General features: G+C 70.4%; 13 protein-coding genes. 8 read left to right on the top strand and 5 right to left on the bottom strand.

What is annotated here, in order from left to right:
- The 6 genes from GWK61_RS24410 to GWK61_RS24435 form a co-directional block, all read left to right on the top strand.
- A partial coding sequence (locus tag GWK61_RS24410) for a tetratricopeptide repeat protein (protein ID WP_194911635.1) occupies positions 1 to 1,356 on the top strand: 1,356 nt, incomplete at its 5' end.
- 283 nt (positions 1,357 to 1,639) lie between these two features.
- Positions 1,640 to 2,179, top strand: coding sequence for an EF-hand domain-containing protein (locus GWK61_RS24415; RefSeq protein ID WP_194911637.1), 540 nt, complete (start codon positions 1,640 to 1,642; stop codon positions 2,177 to 2,179).
- 28 nt (positions 2,180 to 2,207) lie between these two features.
- The gene (locus tag GWK61_RS24420; RefSeq protein WP_194911638.1) at positions 2,208 to 2,960 is read left to right on the top strand and encodes a (5-formylfuran-3-yl)methyl phosphate synthase; all 753 of its coding nucleotides are present in this window, start codon (positions 2,208 to 2,210) and stop codon (positions 2,958 to 2,960) included.
- Positions 2,961 to 2,969: 9 nt separating this feature from the next.
- A complete protein-coding gene (locus GWK61_RS24425; RefSeq protein WP_194911640.1) occupies positions 2,970 to 4,373 on the top strand; it encodes an aldehyde dehydrogenase family protein in 1,404 nt (467 codons plus the stop codon).
- 7 nt (positions 4,374 to 4,380) lie between these two features.
- Entirely contained in the window at positions 4,381 to 5,487 is a 1,107-nt protein-coding gene (locus tag GWK61_RS24430) for an NAD(P)-dependent alcohol dehydrogenase (protein ID WP_194911678.1), read from the top strand.
- On the top strand, positions 5,484 to 6,440 hold the full coding sequence (locus GWK61_RS24435) for a class I SAM-dependent methyltransferase (RefSeq protein WP_194911642.1): 957 nt from the start codon (positions 5,484 to 5,486) through the stop codon (positions 6,438 to 6,440). The genes GWK61_RS24430 and GWK61_RS24435 overlap by 4 nt, the downstream gene beginning before the upstream one ends.
- A 46-nt stretch (positions 6,441 to 6,486) precedes the next feature.
- On the opposite strand, the gene GWK61_RS24440 is transcribed toward GWK61_RS24435, so the two are convergent.
- Positions 6,487 to 7,374 carry an SDR family oxidoreductase gene (locus GWK61_RS24440; RefSeq protein WP_194911644.1) on the bottom strand — a complete coding sequence of 296 codons (888 nt, stop codon included), beginning with the start codon at positions 7,372 to 7,374 and terminating at the stop codon, positions 6,487 to 6,489.
- A 102-nt stretch (positions 7,375 to 7,476) separates the two neighbouring features.
- Here GWK61_RS24440 and GWK61_RS24445 point away from each other — a divergent pair, with 102 nt between their 5' ends.
- Positions 7,477 to 8,310 carry a helix-turn-helix transcriptional regulator gene (locus tag GWK61_RS24445; RefSeq protein ID WP_194911646.1) on the top strand — a complete coding sequence of 278 codons (834 nt, stop codon included), beginning with the start codon at positions 7,477 to 7,479 and terminating at the stop codon, positions 8,308 to 8,310.
- A 22-nt stretch (positions 8,311 to 8,332) separates the two neighbouring features.
- Here the strand turns inward: GWK61_RS24445 and GWK61_RS24450 are convergent, their stop codons facing one another.
- Positions 8,333 to 8,785, bottom strand: a complete 453-nt coding sequence (locus tag GWK61_RS24450) for a hypothetical protein (protein ID WP_194911648.1) — start codon at positions 8,783 to 8,785, stop codon at positions 8,333 to 8,335.
- A 187-nt stretch (positions 8,786 to 8,972) separates the two neighbouring features.
- Between GWK61_RS24450 and GWK61_RS24455 the strand changes: the two genes are divergently transcribed.
- The gene (locus GWK61_RS24455; RefSeq protein ID WP_194911650.1) at positions 8,973 to 12,224 is read left to right on the top strand and encodes an NACHT domain-containing protein; all 3,252 of its coding nucleotides are present in this window, start codon (positions 8,973 to 8,975) and stop codon (positions 12,222 to 12,224) included.
- Positions 12,225 to 12,253: 29 nt separating this feature from the next.
- Here the strand turns inward: GWK61_RS24455 and GWK61_RS24460 are convergent, their stop codons facing one another.
- From GWK61_RS24460 to GWK61_RS24470, 3 genes are read right to left on the bottom strand one after another with little or no spacing between them, the layout of a single operon-like run.
- Positions 12,254 to 13,684: a pyridoxal phosphate-dependent decarboxylase family protein gene (locus tag GWK61_RS24460; RefSeq protein ID WP_194911652.1), complete on the bottom strand. Its 1,431-nt coding sequence runs from the start codon at positions 13,682 to 13,684 to the stop codon at positions 12,254 to 12,256.
- A gap of 47 nt (positions 13,685 to 13,731) precedes the next feature.
- Positions 13,732 to 14,718, bottom strand: coding sequence for an ATP-dependent sacrificial sulfur transferase LarE (gene larE, locus GWK61_RS24465; RefSeq protein ID WP_228562879.1), 987 nt, complete (start codon positions 14,716 to 14,718; stop codon positions 13,732 to 13,734).
- On the bottom strand, positions 14,715 to 15,926 hold the full coding sequence (locus tag GWK61_RS24470) for an MFS transporter (RefSeq protein WP_194911653.1): 1,212 nt from the start codon (positions 15,924 to 15,926) through the stop codon (positions 14,715 to 14,717). The genes larE and GWK61_RS24470 overlap by 4 nt, the downstream gene beginning before the upstream one ends.
- Positions 15,927 to 15,994: the final 68 nt, after the last annotated feature.

Here is a 15,994-nt window from a genome sequence, read left to right on the forward strand (position 1 = left end):
CCCGCCCACACCCCCGATCTGACCGATCCCGAGACCGCCCGGGCCTGGCTGCGCACCGAGCACCGCAACCTCGAAGACGCCCGGATCCAGGCCCGCCGTCTCGACCACCACACCATCGCCTTGGCCGCGGGCATGGCCGAGATCCTGCTCTCCGACGGCCCTTGGACCCGCGCCCTGGAGGTCCACCAGGCCGCGGCGGAGGCAGCCGCCCGTCTCGGCCACTCCGCCGCCCAGGCCACCGCCCTGACCGACGGGGGGCGGGTGCGGCGCCTGACCGGGGATTCGCCGGGCGCGGCCGACGCCTTCGCGCGGGCCTTGGAGATGTCCCGGCAGGTCGGCAACCGCCTCGGCGAAGCCAACGCCCTGATCAATCTGGGGCAGGTGCGGCACCACGGCGGGGATTTCCCGGCCGCGGCGGAGGCCTTCGCCCAGGCCCTGGAGATCTTCCAGCAGATCGGCAACCGGCTCGGCGAAGCCAACGCCCTGACCAACCTGGGTCGGGTACGGGACTCGAGCGGGGACTATGCGGGTGCGGCGGATATCCACACGCAGGCGCTGGAGATCTTCCGGCAGATCCGCAACCGCCTCGGCGAAGCCAACGCCTTGAACGACCTGGGACGCGTGGGGCATATGAACGCGGATTTTCCAGCCGCGGTGGACGCCCATACGAAAGCCCTGGCGATCTTCCGACAGATCGGCAACCGCCTCGGCGAAGCCAACGCTCTGAACGACATGGGACGCGTGGGGCATCAAAGCGGGGATTTCGCGGGCGCGCTGGACGCCCATACGAAGGCCCTGGAGGTGTTCCGGCAGATCGGTAATCGCCTCGGCGAGGCCTCAGCACTGCACGACCAGGGACGGGCGCGCTGTCTGACCGGCGACTACGCGGGCGCGGCGCAGGCCCACAATCAGGCCTTGGAGATCTTCCGACAGATCGGCAACCGGGGCAATGAGGCTTCGACGCTGAACGACCTGGGACGGGTCCGGTATCTGACCGGCGACTTCCAAGGCGCGGCGGACACCCACAGCCAGGCCTTGGAGATCTTCCGACAGATCGGGTACCGCGGCAACGAGGCGTGGGCGCTGAACTTCTACGCGGCCGCGATCGCCGCGCTCGGCGACCGCCCCCGAGCCTTCGAGCTGTATCAGCAGGCTCTGGCCATGAACCGGGAACTGCACAAGCCCGACGACGAGGCGATCGCGCTGGAGGGCATCGCCGACCACCACGCGGCCACCGGCGATCCCGCCCGGGGCCTGGCATTTCTGAACCAGGCGTTGGAGATCTACCGGCGCCTCGGCATGCGCGCGGACGTCGAACGGGTCCGGGTCCGGATATCCGACGTGGAAGCGCTTTAGCAAGGCTGTGTCCTGACCGGCCTTGCCCGCCGCCATCGGGAACAGCACCAGCATCACCAGGCCGCCCAGCCCGATCGCCACCAGCGCACCATGGCTGCCCGGGATGACCGGCAGCGGGGCGAGCGGCAGGCCAAGGAGCGCGCGCGCCGATCACGCGCGCCGTGGCGCGCCGGTGCGACGTCCACTGATCGGGTGAATTCGGGCGCCCGTGCGGGACGAATCAGTTCCCTGAGACGACAATCGGACAGGCAGGTCACTGACTCGACGAGAGGCCGGAATCCCCATGGACCATCACCCTCAGGCCGCCGCGCGGGTCGAGCACGTCTTCGACCTCTTCGACACCGACGGCAACGGCTTCATCGAGGCCGCCGACATCGAGCTCATGACGAACCGGGTGATCGCCGCCGCGACCGGGTCCGACCGGGGCGCGAAGGACGCGATCCGGGCCGCCTTCGACCGCTACTGGGCCACGATGGCCGCCGAGCTCGACGCGAACGGCGACGGGCGGATCAGCGTCGAGGAGTTCCGGTCCTTCGTGCTCAGCCCGGAGCAGTTCGGGGCGGCCGTCGAGCAGTTCGCCGAGGCGCTCTCCGCGCTCGGCGATCCGGACGGCGACGGGCTCATCGAGCGCCCCGTGTTCGAGGCGCTGATGAAGGCGATCGGCTTCGGGCACGAGAACCTGCACGCGCTCTTCGACTCCTTCGAGCCCGACGCGCAGGACCTGATCGAGGTGGAGGTGTGGCGGGCCGCGATCGTGGAGTTCTATGAGCCGGACAACGGCGACACCCGCGGCAACCACCTGATTCCCGCGCAGGGGCGCTGAGCACCCACGCCACCGAAAGGAGAGCGCGTTGCTGCTGCTCATATCCCCGGCCGACCTCGAAGAGGCCCGCGACTGCGCGAAGGCGGCGCGGTTCCTGGACATCGTCGACGTCAAGAAGCCGGACGAGGGCTCGCTCGGTGCGAACTTCCCGTGGGTGATCAGGGAGATCCGCGACGCCGTCCCGGCGAACAAGCCGGTGTCCGCGACCGTCGGGGACGTCCCCTACAAGCCCGGCACGGTCGCCCAGGCGGCGCTCGGCGCCGTCGTCTCGGGCGCCACGTACATCAAGGTCGGCCTCTACGGCTGCACCACGCCCGACCAGGCGATCACCGTCATGCAGGGGGTCGTGCGGGCGGTGAAGGACCATCGCCCGGACGCGCTCGTCGTCGCCTCGGGCTACGCCGACGCCCACCGGATCGGCTGCGTCAACCCGCTCGCGCTGCCCGACATCGCCGCCCGCTCCGGCTCCGACGCGGCCATGCTCGACACCGCGATCAAGGACGGGACCCGGCTGTTCGACCACGTCCCGCCCGAGCTCTGCGCGGAGTTCGTCCGGCGCGCCCACGACGCCGGCCTGCTCGCGGCGCTCGCGGGCAGCATCCGGGTGGACGACCTCGGCACGCTCACCGCCATCGGCACCGACATCGTCGGTGTGCGCGGGGCGGTCTGCGAACGCGGCGACCGCACCACCGGACGGATCCAGCCGCACCTGGTGGCCGCCTTCCGGGCCGAGATGGACCGGCACCACCAGGAGCAGACGACCGTCGCCGCCGGGAACTGAGCGGCCGGCATGCCGACGACTCAGCGCAGTCGCCCGCAGGTGGTCCGCGACGGCAGCTTCGCAGTCCTCGATCCCGCGACCGCCGAACCCTTCGACGAGGCGCCGGATCAGCAGCCTGAGGAACTGGACGCGATCGTCGAGCGTGCCCAAACGGCCTGGCGCGAGTGGCGGACGGACCCCGACGCCCGCGCCGCAGCGCTGCTCGCGGCGGCCGACGCCGTGGAGCAGGCCGCGCCGGACCTCGCTCCGCTGCTCACCCGTGAGCAGGGCAAGCCGCTGCCCGAGTCGTACGCGGAGGTCGCCCGGACGGCGGCCCGCCTGCGCTACTTCGCCGCGCTCCGCCCGGAAACCCAACCGATCGAGGACGGCCGACCGATGCGCAGCGAGGTCCGCTGGCGGCCGCTCGGACCGGTCGCCGCGATCGTCCCGTGGAACTTCCCGCTGCAACTCGCCTCCGCGAAGTTCGCCCCGGCACTCGCCGCAGGCAACACGGTGGTGCTCAAGCCCTCCCCGTTCACGCCGCTGGCCACCAGGATGCTGGGATCCGTCCTCGCCACGGCCCTGCCCGAGAACGTGCTCACGATCGTCACCGGCCGCGAGCCGCTCGGCGAGCGCCTCGCCTCCCACCCGGGGATCCGCCACGTCACCTTCACCGGCTCGGTTCCCACCGGCCGCGCGGTGGCGCGCGGTGCGGCGTCCTCACTCGCCCGGGTCACCCTGGAGTTGGGCGGCAACGACGCCGCGATCCTGCTCGACGACGTGGACGTGGAGCAGATCGCGGACCGGCTGTTCTGGGCGGCGTTCCGCAACTGCGGGCAGATCTGCATGGCGGTCAAGCGCGTCTACGCCCCGGCCCGGCTCTACTCCGAGGTCGTCGAAGCCCTGGCCCAGCGCGCGAAGAGCACCGTCGTGCGGCCGGGCCTGGAAGCCGGATCGCAGCTGGGCCCGATCAACAACGCCCACCAACTCGCCCGCGTCGAGCGCTACGCGGCCCGAGCTCTGGCAGACGGCGCCCGCGCCGCGTTCGGCGGACGCCGGCTCGACGGGCCGGGCTACTTCTTCGCCCCGACGATCCTGGCCGACGTCCCGGCCGAGAGCCCGGTGGTGACCGAGGAACAGTTCGGCCCGGTGCTGCCGGTGCTCGCGTATCAGAGTATTGACGACGCCGTCCATGCGGCGAACGACACCGGGTTCGGGCTCGGCGGCTCGGTGTGGGGAACCGATCTCGACCGGGCCGAAACGGTGGCCGAGCGGCTCGAATGCGGGACGGTCTGGATCAACCATCACGGCGAGCTCTCCCTCGCCCAGCCGTTCGCGGGAATCAAGGAGAGCGGCGTCGGGGTCGCGGGCGGGCCGTGGGGCTTCTACGGGAACCTCAGGCCGTTCGTCGTGCACCGGCCCCAGGGGGCGTGACGTGGGCATCCGGTTCGGCGCGGCAGTGCTGCGTTCGTATCAGAGCCCGTTCACGCTTGAGGAGGTGGCCTTGGACGCGGGGCCGGCCGCCGGGGAGATCCTGGTCCGGATCGCGGGGTGCGGGATGTGCCGGACCGACCTCGCCGTTCGCCGCTCCGCTGGCCGCTCACCGCTGCCGGCCGTTCTCGGCCACGAGGGCGCCGGAGTCGTCGTGGCGACTGGCGGCCCTGACACGCGGCTGAGCGTCGGCGACCACGTCGTGCTGAGCTTCGACTCCTGCGGGCATTGCCGCGCCTGTATCGGCGGCGCACCTGCTTACTGTGGTTCGTTCGCCGAGCTCAATCTGTTCGGAGAGCGCAAGGAGAACGCCGAGCGGTTCACCGACGCGGCCGGAAATCCTTTGGCGCCACGGTGGTTCGGCCAATCCTCGTTCGCCGAGTACGCGATGGTCCCGGCCCGCAACGCCGTCCGGGTCGATCCCGCGCTGCCCGTCGAACTGCTCGGCCCGCTCGGCTGCGGCTTCCTCACCGGCGCCGGGGCGGTCCTCAACACCTTCCGCGCCGGCCCCGGCGATGCCATCGCCGTCCTCGGTGCCGGAGCCGTGGGCCTGGCCGCGGTCATGGCGGCGGCCGCTGCCGGGGCGGTGATCGTGGCCGTCGACCAGCACCCCGAACGGCTGGCGCTGGCCGAGCGCTTCGGCGCCATCCCGCTGTACGGGACGGGAAGTCTTCCCGACCATATCAAGCAGCTGACGGACGGCGGGGTGCAATACGCGCTGGACACCACGGCCTCCCCCGAGCTGATCAACGACGCACTCAGGGCCCTGCGACCGACCGGCCACCTTGGCCTGGTGGCACGGCTGCCCACGACGCTGCCGCTGGAGCCCGGGACGCTCGACCGGGGCCGGAAGCTGTCCCACATCTGCGAGGGCGACGCGGTGCCCGGCCTACTCATCCCGAGGCTGACAGGGCTCTGGCAGGCAGGCCTCTTCCCCTTCGACGAGCTCATCCGCACCTACCCCCTCGACGAGATCAACGAGGCCGAGCGCGACTGCGAGGCGGGCCGCGTGGTCAAACCCGTTCTGATCCCGCACGCCACGAAGGAGCACGCATGACGACCGACGTGCCGCAGCGGAACACCAGCGCAGAAGTCACGGGAGGCTCGGAGGTCACGGGAGGCGTGGACGGCGCGGGAGGCGTGGACGGCGGCATCGGCGTCACCGCGCTCCTGGTCGCCGCAGCCCGCGCGATCGAGACCCACCGCCACGACAGCCTCGCGCAGGACCCTTATGCCGAGCACTTCGTGCGCGCCGCGTCGGCGTCCGCGGGCTGGCCCGTCCGCATCCAACAGGTTCCGGACGGCGACGCGAACCCGCTGTGGGGCCGCTTCGCACGCTACTTCGGCCTTCGGACCAGGGTCCTCGACGACTTCCTCCTCCAGGCGGTCCGCAACGGCGCGCGCCAAGTCGTCCTCCTCGGAGCCGGGCTTGATGCGCGGGCGTACCGGCTCGACTGGCCGGACGGCTGCGTGATCTTCGAGATCGACAGGGAAGGCGTGCTGGCGTTCAAGCACCAGGTGCTCGACGGCCTGGCGGCCACCCCGAAGGCCGCACGCGTGCCGATCCCGATCGACTTGCGCGGCGACTGGGTCAGAGCACTGACAGACGGCGGCTTCGACACGGCGGCACCGAGCGCCTGGCTGGCCGAAGGCCTGCTGTTCTACCTACCCGCCGCCGCCGAGACGCAGCTCATCGACGCGGTGGACCGGCTGTCCGCAGCGGGAAGCGCGCTGGCCTTCGAAGTGAAACTCGAGAAGGACTTGATGGCGTACCGGGACAGCCCGCTGTACACCGCGACTCGGCAGCAGATCGGTATCGACCTGCTCGACCTCTTCGCGAAGGAGCCGCGGCCCGACTCCGCAGGAGCCCTGACCCACAACGGCTGGTCCACGACGGTCCACACCCCCTTCGACTTCACCCGCCGCCTCGGCCGCGGCCCGCGGCCCGAACCGAACGACGCGCTGGCCGGCAACCGGTGGGTGTTCGCGCACAAGACGAGCGAGGCGTGAGGTTAGAGCGAAGAGGTACCACGAGCGCGCAGTAACCACCGGTCCCTCACCGCTGCCGGGTCGGCTGCACGATGATCTCGGTGACGTCGACCCCGGCCGGCTGGCCGAGCGCATAGGACACGGCCTGCGCGATGGCGTCGGGCTCGATGGAGTGCGCACGGTACGTCTTCATCATCTCCGCGGCACCGGTGTCGGTGATCGACTCCGCCAGCTCGGAGGCGACCACGCCGGGACAGATCGTCGTGACCCGGATCGAGGGATCGCTCTCCTGGCGCAGGCCCTCGGTGATGGCCCAGGCCGCGTACTTGGTCCCGGAGTAGACCGCGCTGGTCGGCACCACCTGGTGCGCGCCGACGCTCGCCATGGTGACGAAGTGCCCGCCGCCCTGCTCCTGGAAGCGTGGCAGGACTTCGGCGATGCCGTAGAGCAGGCCGCGCACGTTCACGTCGATCATCCGCTCCCACTCGGCGACCAGCAGCGAGTCCAGCCGGGACAGCGGCATCACCCCGGCGTTGCCGACCAGCACGTCCACGCGCCCGAACCGGTCGACCGCGGCCTGCACGAAGGCGGCGACGTCGGCGCGATCGGTGACGTCCAGCGCCACCGGGACGATCTCACCGACGATCCCGTCTCCGCCGGGGTGAGCCGTCGCCGTCGCCGTCGCCGTCCCCGTCGCCCGGACGGTGTCGGCCAGGGCTTCGAGCCGGTCGAGCCGACGCGCTCCGGCGACGACCCGATGCCCCTCCGCGGCAAGCCGTTGCGCGATGCCCCGGCCGATCCCACTGCTGGCTCCGGTGACGAGGACGACCTTGGAGCCGTCATTCTGCGCTGCGATGTCGATGTCGATGTCGATGTCGGTGTCGGTGTCGGTGTCGGTGTCGGTGTCGGTGTCGGTGTCGGTGTCGGTATTGATGTCGATGTTGTTCGTTGTCATGGCAACGACTGTCGCGCCGAGCCGGAAGCCGGAACAGTGTCCACCTCTCCTGGGAGTACTGCACCCACCCACGCCGCCGCAGGCCAGGCTTACGATGAGGTCATGTCAACCTCCGAGCTGGGCACCTACCTGCGCGCCCGCCGGGCCCAGACCAGCCCGGCCGACGTGGGCCTGCCGGCCCACGGCGCGCGCCGGGTGGCCGGCCTGCGTCGCGAGGAGGTGGCGCAGCTGGCCGGCATCAGCGTCGACTACTACATCCGGCTGGAGCAGGGCCGGGAGCGGACGCCGTCCGCGCAGGTCGTCGATGCCCTGGCGGCAGCGCTCGGCCTGGTCGAGGACGCCCGCCGGCACCTGTTCCGCCTGGCCGGCCTCGGCCCCGGCCCGCTGCCGCAGACGGCGCCGACCCGCGTCGACCCCGGCCTGCTGCAGCTGATGTCGGCCTGGCCCCACAACCCGGCCATCGTCTACAACCGCGCCTTCGACGTCCTGGCCTCCAACGAACTCGCTGACGTCCTGTTCCACGACTGGTCCTACTCACGCAACCTGATGCACGTGGTGTTCCTCGACCCCACCGCCCGCACCTTCTACCGCGACTGGTGGGACGTCGCCCGCAACTCGGTCGCCGGCTTCCGCCACGGACACAGCGAAGCCCCGGACGACCCCCGCATCCGCAAGATCCTCGCCGAACTCCTGGAAACCAGCCCCGAGTTCGCCGACCTGTGGACTCACCACGACGTGCGAGGCAAAGGCATGGCAAGCAAACGCTTCGACCATCCCGACGTCGGCCACCTGACCCTGTCGATGCAGACCTTCGACATCCGCTCCGCACCCGGCCAGGAACTGGTGATCTACCAGGCAGAACCCGGATCACCGAGCACGCAGGCGCTCGCACTGCTCGGAACCCTCGCCGCCACGACACGGCACGCGAGGCACTAGCGAGCGGGGCGATTCCCCGCCGTCATATCGCGGCTCCAGAAATGCGCGCTCTCAGCTCCTCCAAGGCCGCCGCGAACTCCGTCTCGGACAGTATCGACCCGATCTTCTCGCGCCTCATGTAGCTCTTGGGGCCCACCCGACAGTGGACCTGGGTCTCGATCCGTTTGCCACGCTTGGTGATGATCCAGATGGCCCTCATATTGGCGCTGTTGCGCGAGCCCCAGCGGATGGGGCCTTCCTCGACGCCGCGGATCTCGTCCCAGTGGAGGATGTAGGTGCGGATCGAGTTGCGGATCTTGAGGCCGCGGTCGCCGACGTAGATACCGATCGTCAGGACTCTGACCATGAACGCGGGGATCAGGATCCACCCGTTGACGATCACGCCGAGCAGGAACACGACCCCGGCCGCCGCGGAATGCACGCCCGCGCCGACGAGCACCACACAAACCAGCGCCAGCCAGCCCAGCTCGACCACGGCCAGGCGCCTGGCCAGGACGCCACGCTCATACCTGAGCCGTTTCCACTCCCACATCTTGTGCTCTCTCGTCGCGCTCGCCGGTCGCCGATCCACCGCGTCTCAGGATTCGACGATACCTGCGCCCACCGCCCGGCTCGGGAGCGATGATGGTAGTCAGCACGGTCCCCGAAGCCATGGAGAAGTCGTGGGCGAGACCCTGACCTATGCGGATGCGCTCAAGATCCTCGGACACCGGAAGAGCCGGCTCGTCGCTGTGCTCGACGTGGTCGGGTCGATCGGTCTGACGGTGTGGGCCGCGACCGCGGGAGCCTCCGGGGCCGACGCCGGGGTGCCGTTGAACCTGTTCGAGTTGAAGAACGACGTGGTCCGGCACAGCCATGCCCTGATGGCCCGGGGCTCGGAATGGCGCAGTGGGCTCTCGCGTTTCGATCGCACGCAACGGCTCGCGGCCGCGCACGCGGTGCTCGTCGTGACGACGTACTTCGAGGCACTGGGTGAGCACGATTTGCCGGTCCCGCTGGAGAGCCTGGCGCTGACCCGGGAGGAGCAGGTCGCGCAAGCCACCCGGGGCGGGCTGCCCAGCGGCTACGTCGAGCTGATCGCGGTGCTGGCCTCGGACCGGCTTCCGCTGCCGGAATGCCACCGTCCGTACGCGAAGACCCGGAAGGACGTCCAGCAGGTGCACGCGCGGCTGGCGGAACGGCTTCGGTCGTTCGTGCAGGGGCTGGCGGTGTGGGAGCAGCTGGACGGCACCAGGCGGCGCGGCCTGATGGAGGCGATCTCCGGCCCGGTGACGCTCGACAGTGCCCTGAAAGGCTACGACGACGCCTTCCGACGGCTGGCCGCCGACAACCACGAGTTCGCGGTGTGGGCGAGTCTGACCGAGGCCCACGCGCTGGGAGCGGGACTGGCGGGCGTCTCGGAGCTGCTGGGCACCATGGCGGCCGCGGCTCGCCGCCCGGGCGATCGCTCCCGTCTGCACCTGTCCCGGAACTACCAGGCCGGGCTGGACGAGCCGCTGATGGGTTCGACACAGTCCCCGGAGGGGGTCTTGCTGCCGAGTCTGCGCGAGGCGTACATCAACCCCCGCTGTCAGGTCGCCGAGGTCAACCCCGGCGACAAACCGGAGGACCACGTCTGGTGGCAGGGCCGCGAGCTGGCCGAGGACGTCGAGCGCCTCCTCGCCGGGCTCCTGACCTCGCCCGGCGCGACGCAGGCCCCGCTGGTCGTCCTCGGGGAGCCGGGGTCGGGGAAGTCCACGTTCACCGAAGTCCTCGCCGCCCGGCTCCCGGAGAACGACTTCCTGCCGGTCCGGGTCGAACTCCGCGCGGTCCCGGCCGAGTCGATGGTCCAGGAGCAGATCGAGCACGCGGTGTACCGGGAACTCGGCGAGCACGTCAGCTGGCAGGACCTGGTCGAGGCCGGCGACGGCGCGCTGCCCGTGGTCCTGCTCGACGGGTTCGACGAACTGCTCCAGGCCTCCGGCGCCAACAGGTACGACTACCTGGAGCAGGTCAGGGACTTCCAGCGGGTGCAGGCCCGGATCGGACATCCGCTGGTGGTGATCGTCACCAGCCGGACCCTGATCGCCAGCCGGACCCGGTTCCCGATCGGCACCGTGACCATCCGCCTGCAACCCTTCAGCGACGATCAGGTCCGCACGTGGCTGGAAGCGTGGAACCGCCACAACGGCGCCGTCCTCGCCGAACGCGGGCTGCGGCCGCTGACCGCCGAGATCGCCCTGGCCCACCGCGAACTCGCCGAGCAGCCGCTGCTCCTGATGCTGCTCGCCTTGTTCGACGCCACCGGCAACGCCTTGCAGGACCAGCGGGGAGCCCTGGGACAGGCTGAGCTCTACCGGGCGCTGCTGATGGACTTCTCGCTGCGCGAAGTACGCAAATCGGCGGCCAACCGCAGCCTCCCCACCGCCCGCCAACACCTGCTCGCCGAACGCGAGATGCACCGCCTGGCCATCGTCGCGGTGTCCATGTTCGTGCGCCGCCGGCAGACCGTCGCCGCAGTCGAGCTCGACCAGGACCTGATGGCCCTGTTCGACCATCGGGGTGGCGAGGAACCGCACGTCAGGCCGGACGGACCGAGCCCGTCGGACCAGGCGACCGGCAAGTTCTTCTTCCTCCACAAGTCCGAGGCCACCGCACACGGCCAACGCACGCGCAGCTACGAGTTCCTGCACTCGACGTTCGGCGAGTTCCTCGTCGCCTGGCTCACTGTCCGCGCTCTGTGCGACCTGGCCGCCGTCCGCGAGGTGACACGTCGCGGCATGACCGGGTCGCTCGACGGGTTGGACGACGGATTCCTGTATGCGCTCCTGTCGTTCTCCTGCTTGGCAGAGCGACGTCCGACCACCGAATTCCTCAGCGAACTTCTCCGCCTGGTACCCACCGACGAGCGGACCCGTGTCCGGACGATGCTGCCCGAACTGCTGGCGAGCTCGTTGTATCCGCACCCGTCGCGCTCCCATCGCGACTACGAGCCGGCGCGCGAGCATATACCTCGGCGCCTGGCCGTCTATTCGGCGAACCTCACGTTGCTGTTGGTCCTGGTCGCCGACGAGGAGATGGACGGCACGGAGCTGTACGGCAATCTGCTGGCCCCCGACCAGATCATCGATCGCTGGCGACGGTACGCCGGTTTGTGGCACGGCCAGTTCAGCATGCATGAGTGGAGCGCGCTGATCGACCTCGTCCGCATCCGCTTCGAGCGCCACGGCGAACAGGTCAACCTGCGCCTCAGACGTGAGGACGGGTCACCGGTGTCGATGGTGGACACGGTCGCGACGGTCCAGGCCCCGGTGAGCTACGACCTCACCCGCTTCGAGGTCCTGCTGTCGAACATCGAAGGCGTGTCCTACGACATCGAGGTCCCGTTCGTGTCCACCGCGGGCCGCATCATCAGGGAAGCGGGATACCTCCCGAGCTGGCGCGCGGGAATGCTTCTTCTGCAAAGCGTCCCCTTCCTGCGCGCCACGGGACCGGCCATCCGGTGGCACATCGACGACGATCCGTTCCTCCCCGGCGCGCTGCTGGCCGAACTCGACTACACCCGTGACGCCCTTCCCGAACAACGCGCGGCGATGTACCGCCGGTACGCGACGGTCATGGCTGGATTCCCCGAACTGCGAGAACAGCTACTCCTCCGCTTGCGCGACGAAATCCACACCCTGACTCCTGCCACCGGCGTGGAGATTCTGCGCGCCCTGAGCGACGGGACACCCACCCCCACCCACCTCGACGCGATCGACAGGCTCTGGCGACGTGTCGTCGACGGGGAGACCAGAAAAGACCCCCGTGCACGGCAGATGATCGTCGCGCTCGTCAAAGCGGTTCACCGGACGTCGTCGAACGCCGACCTGAGCACGTTGAGCCCGGACCTGCTCGTCGCGCTGCGCACCAGCAGCGAGCGGAATGTGGCCTAAGTCAGAACATTGCGAACAAGGGTGGCTGCCTACAACTGCTTCGCCTGGGCCGCGATGAGCTCCAGAACCTCGTCGATCCGGTCGGCGTGGGTGTGGTGGCCGAGGACGCAGACCCGTATCGTCTGCCGGCCGTGGGTGACGGTGCTGGACAGCAGCACCCCGGGGTCGTCGTTGATGCGCGCGAGCAGGTCGCGGGTGGCCTGGTCCGCCTCTTCCAGCGCCGCGGCGCTACTGCTGCGCGAGCGGACGCGGAAGGCGACCGTGCTCAGGTCGGGACGCCAGGGAACTTCGAGGGCTGAGATGCCTGACAGCACGTCGTGGACCTGTTCGGCGAGGTCGAGCTTCTCGTCGAGGGCGTCCCGGAAGGCGGACACGCCGTGCAGATGGAGGGGTATCCAGGCGCGCAGGCCGCGGATCTCGTGGCTGAGCTCCGGACCCATGTGCGCGTAGTTGGGCAGGCCGCCCGCCGAGACGACCTCCTGGAGGTAGTTGCCGGTGCCGTCGTGCGCGGCATAGAGCTTGGCGGGGTCGCGGACGACGAGGGTACCGGTGCCGAAGGGCAGGAACAGGGTCTTGTGCGGGTCGAGCGTGACGGAGTCTGCGCGCTCAGTCCCTGCCAGGCGCCGGCGTCCGCGTTCGGTGAGGCGGAAGAAGCCGCCGTAGGCCCCGTCGACGTGGAGCCAAAGGTCCTCGCGGGCCGCCAGATCGGCCATCGCCGGCAGCGGATCGACGGTGCCGGCGTCCGTGGTGCCGGCCGATCCGACCAGCAGGAAGGGACGGAGTCCGGCGGCCCGGTCGGCGCCGATCATCGCCGCCGCTGCCGTCATGTCCATCCGCAGGTCGTCGGTGCAGGGCACCGTACGGATGTTGCGGGCGCTGATCCCGGCGAGTCGGCACGCCTTCGCCACCGAGTGGTGTGTGTACGCCGTGACGTACACCGTGCCGTCGGCGAGGTCTTCGCCGAGGCGGTCGTGGCGGGCGGCGACCACCGCGGAGAACGTGGCCATGGAGCCGCCGGTGGTGAGCAGGCCGGTGCTGCCGTCGGGGAGCCCACAGACGTCCCGCGCAATCCACCGCAGTATGCCCTCCTCCAGTGCGACCAACGCCGGGGCCGCAAAGGCGAAGCTGCCGTACTTGTTGATGCCGCGGGCGTAGAACTCGGCGAGTGCGGAGCTGTACAGCCCGCCGCCGGGAACGTAGGCGAGGTATCCGGGCCCTGACGTCTCCAGGGCGCAGTCCACCGCGCCGTCCAGCCGGTCCAGCAGTGCCCTGAGATCCCCGGCCGCCTCGGGCGGCGGGGAGAGGAACGACTCGACGAGATCTGCGGTCAGCCGCGGGTCGACCGGATTGCCGGCCGGCCGGTCCGGCAGGCTCTCGACGTGGTCCAGGACGCGGTCGAGAACGAGGCCGCCCATCTCGGCCATGGCGGCGCGGTCCGGCTCCAGCGGAAAGTCATTCATGATTCACAACCGTTCGATTCGATGTCGTTCAGCGAGATGCCCTGGCATCAGGGTGCAGATAGAGAAGACGGTCTCCCGACCGAGCCGGACCGATACGGCGCAAGCTCTCCCGGCCCCGTCAAGCCCAGCGTCGACAGCCCGCTGAGCACGCCGCGCTTCAGCTCCGCGCGGTCCTCCAGGGCCGCCATGGTCGCGGCGTCGACCTCGACGCGGAACGACTTCAGCAGGATCCTGACTCGCAGGTCGGCGACGGGAACCCCGTTCCGCGCGAAGTAGCCGCGCACATGTTCCTCGGCCCGCTCGACGCTGCCCAACAGCGCGACCGAAACCGGGACGCCGACCTGGATGCGCGAGGCCAGACACGGCGCGGCCGGCTTGTCCGCGACCGGCAGGCCCCACGACGCGGCGAGCTTGCGCACCATCGCCTTGTCGATGCCCGCCGCCGCCAGCGGCTCCACCACCGCCAGCTCCTCGGCGGCCCGCAGTCCCGGCCGGTCCAGCGCGCGCCGGTCGTCCGCCTGGGTGCCGGTGGCCACGTGCGCGATGCCCGCCTCGTCGGCGACCCGCCGGGCCGCCGCCAGGACGGTCGACTTGCAGAAGTAGCAGCGGTCGCCGAGGTTGCGGCGGTAGCCCTCGCTGGCGAGTTCGTCGGTGGCTACCTCGACCAGCCGGACGCCGAGCGACGCGGCGAGCTCCCGCGCCTCGGCCAGCTCGCGCCGGGCCAGGCTCGGGGAGTCCGCGATCACCGCGAGCACCCGCGGGCCCAGGACGCGGGCCGCGGCGGCCAGCACGACGGTCGAGTCGACGCCGCCGGAGAAGGCCACGACCAGGCTGCCGAGCCCGCGGAGCACGGTGTCCAGCCGGTCGGCGGCGACGCGGATCCGCGCCCGCTCCACCAGCGCCGTCAGCTCTGTCAGGTCCAGCAGCCTTGTCAGATCCATCGCGTCCATCGCGTCCATCGGATCCATCGGCTCGGTCGGCTCGGTCGGCTCGGTCGGTCCCGCCGGTTCCATCAGCTCTTCCTCCACGCTCATGAGGCCTCCAGGGCTTCAGCGTCCGCCGGTCGGATCCGCTGCTCGGGCCGGGTGAACAGGTAACCGGAGGCGACGGCCACCAGCGCGGCCATCACCGTCAGCATCACGCGATAGTCGACCGTCGCGATCAACGCCGCGCCGAGCGCGATCGCCACGCCCTGCAACGGACTGAACAGGAAGTCGAAGCCGGCCAGCACCCGGCCGCGCAGCTCCGGCGGGGTGCGGCGCTGCAGGACGGTGATGATGCCGATGTTGATCCACGGCAGCGAGACCCCGAACAGCACCATCCCCACGACCGTGACCGGCAGCGACGGCGTCGTCAGGAGCAGCGCGCCGACGGCGAACGCCGCCATGCCCAGCCCGACGAGCCCGCCCTCGCCGTAGCGCTTCATCAGGCGCGCCGCCACGGTCGAGGCGGCGATCGCGCCGACGCCCATGGCCGCCATCAGGTACCCGAGGAACTCCGGCTTGCGGTGCAGGCCGTTGCCGACCACGGCGAACACCACCGACTCGACGAACCCGAACGCGACGACGGTGAACAGCGCGGCGACGACGAGCTGCCGGAGGTCCACCGTGCGCAGCAGGTGTCTGATACCCGCGGTGGCCTCGTCGAGGAAGTGCGTCTCGGTCGGTTCGGGCCGCGTCTCGGTGACGCGCAACAGCACCAGCGCCAGGATCGCGGCGGCGAACGTGGCCGCGTCGAGCCAGATCACCCCGGACGCGCCGACCGCGGCGAGCAGTCCGGCGCCGAGCAGCGGAGCCACCAGCCAGACCCCCTGCGATCCGGTCTGCACCAGGCTGTTGGCCTCCGCCAGCAGGTCGTCCTCGACGACGGTGGCGACCAGCGCGTTGCCGCCGGCGGTGATCACGGTCCCGAAGGCGCCGTAGAAGAACATCACGAGATAGATGAGCCAGACCTGGTCGCGTCCGGAGACCAGGAGCAGCAGCAGGATCACGCCGCCGGTCACCGCGTTGGCCAGGACCAGCAGCGGACGGCGGCGGTACCGGTCGGCGACCATGCCGCCGAGCGGGCCGAGCAGGGTCCCGACGGTGTAGCAGAAGACGGTCATGCCCGCGGCGGCGCTGCTGCCGGTGAGCATCTTGACCCAGATGCCCATGGCCAGCCACAGCGAGCGGTCGCCCAGGGTGGAGAGCGTCTGGCCGATGAAGTACAGCATGACGTTGCGGTGAGAGAGCGCGCGCAGCATCGGGGGGACTCCTCTTAGGTGCCGGTCATGCGCTGATGCCGGGCATCCGGCACAAGGTATTGTTCGAC

This window comes from Catenulispora rubra (assembly GCF_015356825.1).
Taxonomy (GTDB): domain Bacteria; phylum Actinomycetota; class Actinomycetes; order Streptomycetales; family Catenulisporaceae; genus Catenulispora; species Catenulispora rubra.